General features: G+C 62.7%; 14 protein-coding genes. 9 read left to right on the top strand and 5 right to left on the bottom strand.

What is annotated here, in order from left to right; genetic code table 11:
• The first annotated feature begins 82 nt into the window (after nt 1-82).
• Nucleotides 83-505 carry a DoxX family protein gene (locus BC360_RS06540; protein ID WP_065781416.1) on the top strand — a complete coding sequence of 141 codons (423 nt, stop codon included), beginning with the start codon at nt 83-85 and terminating at the stop codon, nt 503-505.
• A gap of 71 nt (nt 506-576) precedes the next feature.
• On the opposite strand, the gene BC360_RS06535 is transcribed toward BC360_RS06540, so the two are convergent.
• Nucleotides 577-993, bottom strand: coding sequence for an RbsD/FucU family protein (locus tag BC360_RS06535; protein ID WP_065794655.1), 417 nt, complete (start codon nt 991-993; stop codon nt 577-579).
• Nucleotides 993-2,225 (bottom strand): ROK family transcriptional regulator, encoded by a 1,233-nt coding sequence (locus BC360_RS06530; protein WP_065781414.1) that lies wholly within the window; start codon nt 2,223-2,225, stop codon nt 993-995. The genes BC360_RS06535 and BC360_RS06530 overlap by 1 nt, the downstream gene beginning before the upstream one ends.
• Before the next feature lie 283 nt (nt 2,226-2,508).
• Between BC360_RS06530 and BC360_RS06525 the strand changes: the two genes are divergently transcribed.
• From BC360_RS06525 to BC360_RS06495, 7 genes are all read left to right on the top strand, one after another.
• Nucleotides 2,509-3,534, top strand: a complete 1,026-nt coding sequence (locus BC360_RS06525) for a sugar ABC transporter substrate-binding protein (protein ID WP_065781413.1) — start codon at nt 2,509-2,511, stop codon at nt 3,532-3,534.
• A gap of 201 nt (nt 3,535-3,735) precedes the next feature.
• A complete protein-coding gene (locus BC360_RS06520; protein WP_065781412.1) occupies nt 3,736-4,821 on the top strand; it encodes an ABC transporter permease in 1,086 nt (361 codons plus the stop codon).
• A complete protein-coding gene (locus tag BC360_RS06515) occupies nt 4,821-5,603 on the top strand; it encodes an ATP-binding cassette domain-containing protein (RefSeq protein WP_065781411.1) in 783 nt (260 codons plus the stop codon). Before BC360_RS06520 ends, BC360_RS06515 begins: the two co-directional genes overlap by 1 nt.
• Nucleotides 5,600-6,220 carry a nucleoside triphosphate hydrolase gene (locus tag BC360_RS06510; RefSeq protein ID WP_065781410.1) on the top strand — a complete coding sequence of 207 codons (621 nt, stop codon included), beginning with the start codon at nt 5,600-5,602 and terminating at the stop codon, nt 6,218-6,220. Before BC360_RS06515 ends, BC360_RS06510 begins: the two co-directional genes overlap by 4 nt.
• Before the next feature lie 200 nt (nt 6,221-6,420).
• Nucleotides 6,421-7,458, top strand: coding sequence for a dihydroorotase (gene pyrC / locus BC360_RS06505; RefSeq protein ID WP_065794654.1), 1,038 nt, complete (start codon nt 6,421-6,423; stop codon nt 7,456-7,458).
• 126 nt (nt 7,459-7,584) lie between these two features.
• Nucleotides 7,585-8,283 carry an orotate phosphoribosyltransferase gene (locus BC360_RS06500; RefSeq protein WP_065794653.1) on the top strand — a complete coding sequence of 233 codons (699 nt, stop codon included), beginning with the start codon at nt 7,585-7,587 and terminating at the stop codon, nt 8,281-8,283.
• A 67-nt stretch (nt 8,284-8,350) separates the two neighbouring features.
• Nucleotides 8,351-9,277: a carbohydrate kinase family protein gene (locus tag BC360_RS06495; protein WP_065794652.1), complete on the top strand. Its 927-nt coding sequence runs from the start codon at nt 8,351-8,353 to the stop codon at nt 9,275-9,277.
• Nucleotides 9,278-9,295: 18 nt separating this feature from the next.
• On the opposite strand, the gene BC360_RS06490 is transcribed toward BC360_RS06495, so the two are convergent.
• Both BC360_RS06490 and BC360_RS06485 read right to left on the bottom strand, forming a co-directional pair.
• The gene (locus BC360_RS06490) at nt 9,296-9,517 is read right to left on the bottom strand and encodes a helix-turn-helix domain-containing protein (protein ID WP_065781406.1); all 222 of its coding nucleotides are present in this window, start codon (nt 9,515-9,517) and stop codon (nt 9,296-9,298) included.
• Nucleotides 9,518-9,520: 3 nt separating this feature from the next.
• A complete protein-coding gene (locus BC360_RS06485) occupies nt 9,521-10,075 on the bottom strand; it encodes a DUF2975 domain-containing protein (RefSeq protein WP_065794651.1) in 555 nt (184 codons plus the stop codon).
• An 82-nt stretch (nt 10,076-10,157) separates the two neighbouring features.
• Between BC360_RS06485 and BC360_RS06480 the strand changes: the two genes are divergently transcribed.
• Nucleotides 10,158-10,751: a hypothetical protein gene (locus BC360_RS06480; protein WP_139109936.1), complete on the top strand. Its 594-nt coding sequence runs from the start codon at nt 10,158-10,160 to the stop codon at nt 10,749-10,751.
• 39 nt (nt 10,752-10,790) lie between these two features.
• Here BC360_RS06480 and pgi read toward each other — a convergent pair whose 3' ends face one another.
• The gene (gene pgi, locus BC360_RS06475) at nt 10,791-12,416 is read right to left on the bottom strand and encodes a glucose-6-phosphate isomerase (protein WP_065794649.1); all 1,626 of its coding nucleotides are present in this window, start codon (nt 12,414-12,416) and stop codon (nt 10,791-10,793) included.
• Nucleotides 12,417-12,528 lie beyond the last annotated feature (112 nt).

Below are 12,528 nucleotides of genomic sequence, written 5' to 3'. Positions count from 1 at the left end.
TCTGTCGCCGGGCGTGCGGCTAGATGAATTTGAAAATGCTGATACTTCTGCTGCCAACACTCGTTTCTCACAGGAGCCTCGCATGTCTCAGAATGTCGTCGTCCTCATCGGGCGCATTCTCCTTTCGATCATGTTCATCATCTCCGGGTTCGGCAAACTGACAGATCCCGCCGGCACCGCCGGAATGATCGCCAATGCCGGCTGGCCCGCAGCAACCGCACTTGCCTATCTCGCCGGCGCCTTCGAGCTGATCGGCGGTCTTGCCGTTCTCGTCGGCTTCCAGACGAAGATTGCTGCCTATCTGCTTGCGTTGTTCTGCCTGGTTACCGCTTTCGTCTTCCACGGCGGTGCGATCAACATCCCGACCTTCCCGCCGGAAGCCAACGGCCTGCTGACCGTCTTCAACGGCCTGATGATGATGAAGAACATCTCGGTTGCCGGCGGCTTCCTGGTGCTTGCGGCCTTCGGCCCGGGCGCGCTGTCGATCGACGCACGCCGCGCCTAAGCCATTCTAGATTCAAACGAAGAAACCCGCCGGTTCCGCCGGCGGGTTTCTTCGTTTTAGACCCCAATCCGTCAGGGGTAGATCACGCCCTTGCGCAGGATGACGTTGCCGTAAAGCCGCGGCTCGCTGGTGTGCGCCGCCTGCACCCGCGGATAGAATTCGGGGCCGAGCAGCGGAACGACCGTTCGCGCCGGCTCATGCCTGCCGCAGCAATCGATGATCTCCCGATGAACCGGATCGAGCGCATCCCGGTCCTGCTTGACCGTGGCGCGGAAGATCGCGGCAGGCACGAAATCGTCGATCGGCAAGACGCTGAGAATGGCGTCGAGCACCGGGATCAGCCCGTGGCCGTCGAGCCGAACCAGTCGGCGGGCATGTTCCTGGCCGGGATAGTTGCCGTCGACCAGCGCGATCTCGTCGCCATGGCCCATTGCCCTGAGTGTTGCGAGCAGCTCGGGACTGAGGATCGGGTTTATGCCTTTCAGCATCAGCTGAGCTCCTTGAAGAGGACGTTGGTGTCGAGCAGGTAGCGGGAGAACAACGGCAGGCTCGCGCCGCCGATGGCGCGCGCATGGCTCCCGACCATGCCTTCCACCAGTTCCGGAATTGTCACGCCCTGGAGATCGAGGTCGTAGAGAGCCTTGCGCGTTGCGGTCAGAAGCCGGGCGCGGACCCAGGGCGGGAAACCGCCGTCGATGACGACGGCGGAGAAATCGATGATCGAGGCGGCGGAGACGACCGCCTGGGCAAGGGCCGCGGCACTGTCGTCGATCCAGATGGTCAGCGGCTCACCGAAATCGATCCAGTCGTCGGCCGAATACCACAGCGGCTTCGGGTCGATGCCGCGGCTGCGCAGCAGGTTTTCGAGCACGAAGACCGAGGCGATCTTGAGGAGCTGGATTGTCTTGCCGTCCTTGCCGGAAACCGGCAGCGGGCCGACGGCGCCGGCGGTGCCGGTCCGGCCGGAAAAGAGCGCGGAATTGATGACGATGCCGCCGCCGATGAACGAGCCGATGTAGAAATAGACGAAGTCGGGATAGCTGGCGCCGACGCCGAAGGCGAGCTCGGCGCCGCAGGCGCTGGTTCCGTCGTTCTGCAGAAAAACCGGATGGCGGGTGCGTTGCGCGACGATCGCCTGCAGATCGATATCGCGCCACCGGTTCATTTCTTCGCGCGGCGCGCCCACTTCTTCCGCCCAGTTCCACAGTTCGAAGGGTGTGGCGATGCCGATGCCGGCGATGCGTTTGCGCTCCTCAGCGCTCAGTTGCCTCTCGAGTTTCTCGATGCCGCCGATGATGAAGTCGACGAGCTCGCCGGGCAGGGGATAGGCATGGATCTGGTGCAGCTGCAGGCGGATATTGCCGACGAAATCCATCAGAACCAGGTCTGCACTTCGACGTCCGATCTTCACCCCGAAGGAAAACACCGCATCCGGGTTGAGCCGCATCGGTGTCGACGGTTGGCCGACGCGGCCGCGAACCGGCGCGCCGCGCACCAGCAGGCCATCGCTTTCAAGCGCCCGCATGATGACGGAAACGGTCTGCGCCGAAAGCCCGGAGCGCCGGGCGATGTCCGCCTTCGAGAGCCCGCCGTGACGACGAACCAGCGACATCACCAGCCTTTCGTTATAGGCGCGCACGCGTGTCTGGTTCGCCCCGCCGCTCGGGTCGATGACGTCAGGTTGCATCGGTCCCCTGTCGGGGCCGTCGGTCAATGACATGCCACCGTCTCCTCCCGTTGGCATAAGTGCCCGCTTGGCGCGGGTCTGTTGTTTCCGCTCTGGGCGGAGCTGTCAATTTGCGCGCCGACCCGGATGGCGCCGGATCGCCGTTATCCCAAGAATGCCACATCGAAATAATAATTCAATTTGATTTATTTATTGACACCCCCGAAATTTAGTGTTTGTTTTTGCTCCGGAAGCGCCTGCTGCAGCGGAGGAGAATGCTGTGGCGGCGAGGCCTGGGCCGGTCCGCCGGCGCGTTTTTCATCCTTGGGAGGATTACATGAAGAAGACTGTTCTCTCCGCCGCGTTCGGCGTGCTGTCGCTTGGCGTCGTGTTCGCCGCTCCGGCGCAGGCCGCCGATGTCAGCGCCTGCCTGATTACCAAGACCGACACCAATCCCTTCTTCGTCAAGATGAAGGAAGGCGCCACCGCCAAGGCCCAGGAGCTCGGCGTCACGCTGAAGGCCTATGCCGGCAAGATCGACGGCGACCATGACAGCCAGGTGGCTGCGATCGAATCCTGCATCGCTGACGGCGCCAAGGGCATCCTGATCGCCGCTTCCGACACCAAGGCGATCGTCGACCAGGTGAAGAAGGCGCAGGAAGCCGGTCTTCTGGTCATCGCCCTCGACACGCCGCTTGATCCGGCCACCGCCGCCGACGCGACGTTCGCAACCGACAACCTGCTCGCCGGCAAGCTGATCGGGCAGTGGGCTGCCGCCACGATGGGCGAGGGCGCCAAGACCGCCAAGGTCGGCTTCCTCGATCTGACGCCGTCGCAGCCGACAGTCGACGTTCTGCGCGACCAGGGCTTCATGATCGGCTTCGGCATCGACCCGAAGGATCCGAACAAGATCGGCGATGAAGACGATGCCCGCATCGTCGGTCACGACGTCACCAACGGCAACGAAGAAGGTGGCCGCAAGGCGATGGAAAACCTTCTGCAGAAGGATCCGGATATCAACGTGATCCACACCATCAACGAGCCGGCCGCAGTCGGCGCCTATCAGGCGCTGAAAGCCGTCGGCAAGGAGAAGGACGTGCTGATCGTATCGGTTGACGGCGGTTGCCCCGGCGTCAAGTCGGTGGCCGAAGGTGTCATCGGCGCGACCTCGCAACAGTATCCGCTGATGATGGCCGCACTCGGCATCGAGGCGATCAAGAAGTTTGCCGACAGCGGTGAAAAGCCGAAGCCGACCGAAGGCAAGGACTTCTTCGATACCGGCGTTTCGCTCGTCACCGACAAGCCGGCTGCCGGCGTCGAATCGATCGACGTCAAGGTCGGGACGGAGAAGTGCTGGGGCTGATCGCTTCCGCTCTTCGAACGCATAAGCCAGTAACGGAAGGGCGGCCCCGGCCGCCCTTCGCGTAAGCGCCGATGTCTTTGACAAGGCGTCGAAAACCGCGCAGCTTCTTGAGTGAGTGCTGATGCCCGCCACACGGTGGGCGGGCTGTGCACCAAATTGCATCGCAACCCCTTGGGAGTGGGGTTCACGGGAGGAAGGTCCATGGGCGAGCCCAATACAGCCGCACAGCCATCCCAGGAATTCGAAAAAGTCCTGGTCAACAGTTCGACGCAGGTCGCGTCGTTCGATACGCATGACAAGACTGCGATCCAGAAGATCCAGCATTTCCTGCATTCGACGCCGGCGGCCGTGCCGTTCATCGTGCTGGTCGCGGCGATCCTGATCTTCGGTTTGACGATCGGTGGAAAGTTCTTCTCGTCCTATACACTGACGCTGATCCTCCAGCAGATCGCCATTGTCGGCATCCTGGGCGCCGCGCAGACATTGGTGATCCTGACGGCCGGCATCGACCTTTCGATCGGCGTGATCATGGTGCTTTCGGCGGTGATCATGGGCAATTGCGCCGTGACCTACGGCCTTCCCGCGCCGATCGCGATCTTCATCGGTTTCCTCGTCGGCGGCGCCTGCGGCTTCCTCAACGGTTTCCTCGTCTCCAGGGTCAAGCTTCCGCCGTTCATCGTGACGCTCGGCACCTGGTACGTCATCATGTCGACGAACTTCATCTACTCGGCCAATGCGACGATCCGCGAGGCCGATGTGACCGCGGTCACCCCGATGCTTCACCTCTTCGGCGTCAGCTTCAAGGTGGGATCCGCCGTCTTCACGCTCGGCGTGGTGATGATGGTCGTGTTGGTCCTTGGCCTCTGGTATGCGCTCAACCATACCGCCTGGGGGCGGCACCTCTATGCGGTCGGCGACGATCCCGAGGCGGCCAAGCTTTCCGGTATCCGCACCAGCCGCGTGCTGCTCAGCGCCTATACGCTGGCCGGCCTGATCGCGGCACTTGCAGCCTGGGTCTCGATCGGCCGCAACGGCTCGATCTCGCCTTCGGCAGCCGTCACCGACTACAATCTGCAGGCCATCACCGCAGCCGTGATCGGCGGCATCTCGCTCTTCGGCGGACGCGGATCGATCCTTGGAACCCTGATCGGCGCGATGATCGTCGGTGTGGTCTCCATGGGCCTCAACATGCTGGGCGCCGATCCGCAATGGAAAGTCTTCCTCACCGGCGTGCTGATCATCACTGCCGTCGCAATCGACCAATGGATCCGAAAGGTAGCAAGCTGATGGCTCAGGAACCCATTCTCACCGCGCGCGGCCTGGTCAAGCGTTATGGTCGCGTCACTGCCCTCGATCATGCCGATTTCGACCTTTACCCGGGCGAGATCCTGGCCGTCATCGGCGACAACGGCGCCGGCAAGTCCTCGATGATCAAGGCGATCTCCGGCGCCATCACGCCTGATGAAGGCGTGATCCGGCTTGAAGGGCAGCAGATCCACTTCCGCTCGCCGATGGAGGCGCGCACGGCCGGCATCGAGACCGTGTACCAGAACCTGGCGCTGTCGCCGGCGCTCTCGATCGCCGACAACATGTTTCTCGGCCGCGAGATCCGCAAGCCGGGCATCATCGGTAAGCTCTTCCGCACGCTCGACCGCACGGAGATGGAGAAGCGAGCACGGGCAAAGCTGTCCGAGCTCGGCCTGATGACCATCCAGAACATCAACCAGGCGGTGGAAACCCTTTCGGGCGGCCAGCGCCAGGGCGTGGCTGTGGCGCGAGCTGCAGCCTTCGGCTCCAAGGTGGTGATCATGGACGAACCGACGGCAGCTCTCGGCGTCAAGGAAAGCCGGCGGGTGCTGGAGCTGATCCTCGACGTGCGTTCGCGCGGCCTGCCGATCGTGCTCATCTCGCACAACATGCCGCATGTGTTCGAGGTGGCCGACCGCATCCACATCCACCGGCTTGGCAAGCGGCTCTGCGTCATCAACCCGAAGGAGCACACGATGTCGGATGCCGTCGCCTTCATGACCGGCGCCAAGGAGCCGCCGCGCGAGGCGCTCGCCGCATGAATGTAGCGCCGGTGGTTGATCAAATCCTGCAACGGGCGGCCGGAGCCGCCCGTTTCGTCGTGGCGATTGCCGGCCCGCCCGGCGCCGGAAAATCGATGTTGTCCGATGCGCTTGCCGAAGCGCTGGTAGCAGCAGGAGAAAAGGCGGCCGTGCTGCCGATGGACGGCTTTCACATGGACAATGCGGTGCTCGAGCAGAAGGGCCTGCTTGCCCGCAAAGGCGCGCCCGAGACCTTCGACGCCAGGTCGTTCCTGGCGACGATCGCCGCCGTCAGGGCCAACGATGGCGAAGTGCTGGTCCCGGTCTTCGATCGCTCGCGCGAACTGGCGATCGCCTCGGCGCGGGTTGTGGCGGCCGATACCCGCATCATTCTCGTCGAGGGCAATTATCTGCTGCTCGACGAGGCGCCATGGACGAAGCTCGACGGTGCCTTCGACTTCTCCATCTTCATCAATCCCGGCATCGAAGAGCTGGAGCGGCGCTTGCTCAAGCGTTGGTACGATCATGGCTATGATGCGGAGGCTGCACGGCGCAAGGCCCTCGGCAACGACATTCCGAATGCCCATCGGGTCGTCGACCGCCAGCGGCCCGCCGACCTCGTGCTTGCGGATTTCTGAGCGATGGTCGGATTGCGGATTGTGTTCCCGGGCGCATTGGTGATATCGAGACGCGGTTTCACCACATGAGTTACCGCCCGTCGCCCGCACCTGCCGGCTGCAAAGCTGCGCGCGCGGATCGGGCGCGAGCACGAGAGCCGGATGAGGAAAAGTGTAAGCTGTTTTCCGCCATCCTGCTCTGAGTTAGGAGAACGCTGACCATGCAAGACCTCGTTATCCGCCGGCCGGATGATTGGCACCTTCACCTGCGCGACGGCGACATGCTGAAGGGCGTCATCGCCGATACCAGCCGCCATTTCGCCCGCGCGATCATCATGCCCAACCTCGTGCCGCCGGTGGTCACCGCGGCCGACGCGGCGGCCTATCGCGACCGGATCGTCGCCGCGATTCCGGCGGGTGACCGCTTCGAGCCGCTGATGACGCTCTATCTGACCGAGGGCACGGACCCCGACGACGTCGAGGCCGGCCACGAAAGCGGTCTCGTCAAGGCCGTCAAGCTCTATCCGGCCGGTGCCACGACCAACTCGCACAGCGGCGTTCGCGACATCGACAAGGCAATGCCGGTGCTGGAGCGCATGGCCAAGATCGGCCTGCAGCTCTGCGTCCACGGCGAAGTGACGACCTCGGACGTCGATATCTTCGACCGCGAGGCGGTGTTCATCGAAACGGTGCTCGATCCCTTGCGCAAGCGCCTGCCGGAACTGAAAGTCACGATGGAGCATGTCACCACCAAGGACGGCATCGACTACATCAAGGCGTCGAAGGCCAATCTCGCCGGCTCGATCACCACGCATCACCTGATCATCAACCGCAACGCCATTCTCGTCGGCGGTATCAAGCCGCATTACTACTGCCTGCCGGTTGCCAAGCGCGAGAACCACCGCCTAGCCCTGCGCGCGGCGGCGACATCGGGTGATGCACGCTTTTTCCTCGGCACCGACTCGGCGCCGCATGTCGATCCGCTGAAGGAATGCGCCTGCGGCTGCGCCGGCATCTACACCTCGATCAACACCATGAGCTGCCTTGCCCATGTGTTCGAGGAGGAAAACGCGCTCGACAAGCTCGAAGCCTTCGCGTCTCTGAACGGCCCGGCCTGGTACGGCCTGCCGGTCAACGAGGAGACGATCACGCTGCGCAAGCAGCAGGAGGCCGTGAGCTATCCCGCCAAGATCGACACCGGCGCCGGCCTTGTCACCGTTTTTGATCCGATGTTCCCGCTGCACTGGGCCGTCGTCTGATCGCGACTGCTTAGGTTCCTGAATCGGAATCGATCCAGGGACAGGAACAGGCAGGAGCGCAACTGTTACAGCGACCTTTGCGCGTCGGACGGACGCGCGGCGCTGCCGAAATTGAAGGAGAGTTTGATGTTTTCCAACGCGTTCACCGACAAGTCCGTCATGGCCGAGCTGGTCGCGAAGATGCTCTGGGAGATCAAGGCGGTGCATTTCAGCGCCGACAAGCCCTACAAGCTCTCGTCCGGCATGGCGAGCCCGGTCTATATCGACTGCCGCAAGCTGATCTCCTATCCGCGCATCCGTTCGGCGGTCATGGATTTCGCGGCCGCATCCATCCTGCGCGAGGCCGGCTTCGAGCAGTTCGACGTCGTTGCCGGCGGCGAGACGGCGGGCATTCCTTTTGCGGCGATGCTGGCCGAGCGCCTCGGCCTGCCGATGGTCTACGTGCGCAAGGCGCCGAAGGGGCATGGCCGCAACGCCCAGATCGAGGGCCACATGCCGGAGGGCGCGCGTGTTCTGGTGATCGAGGACCTGACGACGGCCGGTGGCTCGATGTTCAAGTTCATCGACGCGATCCGTGCTGCTGGCGGCATCGTCGACCATGGCATCGCGCTCTTCTACTACGACATCTTCCCCGAAGCCGTTGGCGACATGAAGCGGAAGGGTGTCGACCTGCACTGGATCGCCACATGGCGCAACGTGCTGGCCGTTGCCCGCGAGCAGGCGCTGTTCGATGACAAGACGCTTGGCGAAGTCGAGGCCTTCCTCAACGACCCGCTGGCCTGGTCGGGCCGCAATGGTGGTGTCAGCGCGCTTGCCGCCCAATAGGCGGCGCGCTGGGATTTCGCGGAAAGTCATGGAAATCAGTTGAAATGTCTTCAGGGGAGAAATGCCGATGATCGTATGTTGTGGTGAAGCGCTGATCGACATGTTGCCGCGGGACACGACCGCACGCGAGAGTGCGTTTGCACCCTATGCCGGCGGGGCGATCTTCAATACGGCGATCGCGCTCGGTCGGCTCGGCATTCCCACCGGCTTCTTCACCGGCCTTTCCGACGACATGTTTGGCGATATCCTCCGCGAAACGCTGAAGGCGGCGAATGTCGACTTCGGCCCCTGCGCGACCCTGTCGCTGCACACGACGCTTGCCTTCGTCAAGCTCGTCAACGGCCATGCCACTTACGCTTTCTTCGACGAGAATACCGCAGGGCGCATGATCACCAGGGATCACTTGCCGGCGCTCGGCGACTTCTGCGAGGCGCTGCACTTCGGCGCCATCAGCCTCATCCCAGAGCCCTGCGGTTCGACCTATGAAGCGCTGATGACTCGCGAACACGAAAAACGGGTCATCTCCTTCGACCCGAACATCCGGCCGGGCTTCATCAAGGACCGCGAAGCCCATCTCGCCCGCATGAACCGCATGGCGGCGATGTCCGACATCATCAAGTTCTCCGATGAAGATCTCGACTGGTTCGGCATGACCGGCAGCCACGACGATCTCGCCGCCGAGTGGCTGAAGCGTGGGCCGAAGCTGGTGCTGATCACCAAGGGCGCCGATGGGGCCGTCGGTTACACCACGCGCCACAAGGTCGAGGTTGCCGGCGAACGCGTCACGGTCGTCGATACGGTCGGCGCCGGCGACACTTTCGATGCCGGCGTTCTGGCCTCGCTGAAGCTGAGCGGGCTCCTCACCAAGGACGCCGTCGCCAACCTCTCCGAAAGTGCGGTCCGCGATGCGCTGGCGCTGGGCGCCAAGGCGGCTGCCGTCACCGTGTCGCGTGCCGGCGCCAACCCGCCGTGGAAACACGAAATCGGGCTCTGAGAAGAGCCCGCTCGCAACTCAGCCTTTCTCCTCTTCCGTCGGACGATATTCGAGAATGTCGCCCGGCTGGCAGTCGAGAACGGCGCAGATCTTTTCCAGCGTGTCGAAGCGCACGCCTTTGACCTTGCCGGATTTCAAAAGGGATATGTTCTGCTCGGTGATGCCGACCTGCTCTGCGAGGTCGCGGGAGCGCACCTTGCGTTTTGCCAGCATGACGTCGAGGTTTACGACAATCGGCATCCGCTAGACGAAGCTCCGGTTTTCGGCTTCCACCCCCGACGCGATGACGATGACGTGGCCGAGCACCAGAAGCAGGCCGGCCATCAGCAGAATGATCACCGTTCCTCCATTGATATCGATGAAAACGGAATGGTCGGCTGCACCGGGGTTGTCGTAGGTGACGGCCATCACGCCGATCGCGTTGCTGACAACGATGCAGAGGGAGCCGACGAGCGCGATGATGCCGATCCGCTTCAGCAGGACACCATTGCGGCCGGAGAGGATCTCTCCGCGCTCGAAACCGTCGAAAAGCTGCCAGGCAAAGGCGAGCCCCGCAATGACCAGCGCATTGTTCAAGGCGGTGAGAAGTACGACGGTCACGATCGCCCGATAGGAGAGCGTGATCGTCGAGACCCTCGGGAAGACGACGTCGCGAATGCCCTGCTCGAAGCCGGCCCGATCGAAGAAGATCTGCCAATGCCCGTAGACAACGGCCGAGCAGAACAGCGCGCCACACAGGACGACCATCAGCTTCATGATGCGGCTCAGTTTGCGCAGCCGCTCGGGGGATCCAGTCATTAAAAAATTCCTTATCGGCTCACTTGTTTTTTTAATGTAAAACGATAATTAATTCGCGTCAATTATGATTTTGGTGCATTTCATGTCTTTCCGTATTTTGATGAATCCATGCCTTTTTCTATCGCTCAATGTGCTTGCCGCCTGCGCGGCTCTCAATGTCGGCTCCCTTGAAAAACTGTCGAGCGTCGATCCGCTCAAGTCCGATCCCTCAGAGCTGCGGGTTGCCTTGTTGGTGCCGGAGGCGCTTTCGCTCAGGCGCGGTGATGCGATGCTCGGGATTTCGTGGAAGGCGGATGGTGCTGCGCTCGACACCCGCCGTTTTGCGCTTCAGATCCAGTCCGGCAATACCGGAGCGCCTGATCTGACCGAACGGATGCGGCACGGCCAGACGCTCTACGTCCTGACCTTGGCGTCGGCCGATGCCGAGCGCCTGCGCGATATGCAGGAAAAAATTGCGGCGACCAAAGGGGCTGAGGCGAAAGGACGAGGGAGTCTTTCTGTCGCCTTTTCCGGCGGCTGCTGGACCGGTGCTTATCCGGCCGGCCAGAAGATCACGGTCGATGCCTGGATACGCATCCGCTCCGACGAAAGCTATTTCCAGATCCTCTCGGGCCTGGATCTGATGGACATGCTCCGCCTGTCCGGCGTCAAGGCGCTGCCGGCCTGCGCGGCATGAGCGGACCGGGGCGACAATCGCACCCCGGTCCATGTCTTTTTAACGGGCAGCCCCAAGCAGCACGGCGACAAGGCCGGCCGTTGACGAATCGTGACCTTCAGCACTTTCCTTGCCTTCGACCACCGGCAGAAGGCCTGTCGCAAGCTCCTTGCCAAGCTCGACGCCCCACTGGTCGAAGGAGTTGATGTTGAAGAGCGCGCCTTCGACGAAGACGCGATGCTCGTAGAGTGCGATCAGCCGGCCGAACGCGAAAGGATCGAGCTGGTCGTAGACCAGCGTCAGCGACGGGCGGTTGCCGGCAAAGACGCGGTGCGGCGCTATTCTGTCCGCCTTCGCGTCCGCCATGCCCTTGGAGGTCAGCTGCGCCTTCGCCTCGGCAAGCGTGCGGCCCTTCATCAGGGCTTCCGACTGGGCGAGGCAATTGGCAATCAGCAGCTCGTGCTGGTGGCGCAGGTTCTTCTCGTGGCCATTGGCGGCAATCATGAACTCGGCCGGGATAACGTCCGTGCCCTGATGGATCAGCTGGTAGAAGGCGTGCTGGCCATTGGTGCCGGGTTCGCCCCAGACGACCGGGCCGGTCGAAAATTCGACCGGCTTGCTGTCGAGCGTGACCGCCTTGCCGTTCGATTCCATGTCGAGCTGCTGCAGGTAGGCCGGAAAGCGCGACAGGCGCTGATCATAGGGCAGGATCGCGCGCGAGGGATAGCCGAGAACATTGCGGTGGTAGAAGCCGAGGAGGCCAAGCAGCATCGGCAGGTTCTGGCGGATCGGTGCGGTGCGGAAATGCTCGTCGATGGCATGGCCGCCATCGAGGAAGCGGCCGAAATTCTCCTTGCCGATGGCGATCATCAGCGGCAGGCCGATCGCCGACCAGATCGAATAGCGGCCGCCGACCCAATCCCAGAAGCCGAACACGCGCGCCTGGTCGATGCCGAAAGCCGCGACCTTGTCGAGCGCGGTCGATACCGCGGCGAAGTGGTGGCCGACGGCGGCTTCGCCGAGCTTGCCGGCGATGAAGGCGCGGGCCGTCGCCGCGTTGGTCATCGTCTCGATGGTCGTGAAGGTCTTGGAGGCGACGATGAAGAGCGTCGTTTCCGGATCGACGAGCTTCAGCGTATCGGCGATATGCGCGCCATCGATGTTGGAGACGAAATGCAGGCGCGGGCCGTCATGGAACGGCGCCAGCGCCAGCGTCGCCATCACCGGGCCGAGATCCGAGCCGCCGATGCCGATATTGACCACATCGGTGATCTTCTTGCCGGTAGCACCTTTCAGCGCCCCCGAGCGGATGCCATCGGCAAAGGCGCCCATGGTTTCGAGCACGCCGTTGACGTCGGGCATCACGTCCCTGCCATCGACCATGACGGGGCGATTGCCGCGATTGCGCAGTGCCGTGTGCAGCACGGCCCGCTCCTCGGTAATGTTGATGATGTCACCGCGGAACATCGCATCGCGCTTTTCCTCGACCTTGGCAGCTTTTGCCAGCGCCTCGAGGCCGTCGAGCACCTGATCGTTCACCGCGCATTTCGAATAGTCGAGCAGCAGATCGTCGAGCGAGGTGCTGAAGCGCGAGAAGCGTTCGGCATCGCTCGCGAAGGCGGCGCGGATATCGGTCGCATTGGTCTGCGCGGCGGTTGCTTTGAGTTGGTCGACAAGCGCTTTCATCGCGGGGCTCCTTGTGTCGGACAGTCGCCTGCGTAGCTATTCGCTTTGCATTGTCCGAATCAAGCCCGCAAAACCGCCGGGATGGCGGTTTTCAGGATTTTTTAAATCGTTT

Origin of the sequence: Ensifer sp. LC163 (genome assembly GCF_001695855.1) — a bacterium.
In the GTDB taxonomy this organism is placed as follows: Bacteria; Pseudomonadota; Alphaproteobacteria; order Rhizobiales; family Rhizobiaceae; genus Ensifer.
Note: the sequence above shows the minus strand (reverse complement) of the source record. Positions and strands in the feature narration are given on the sequence as shown.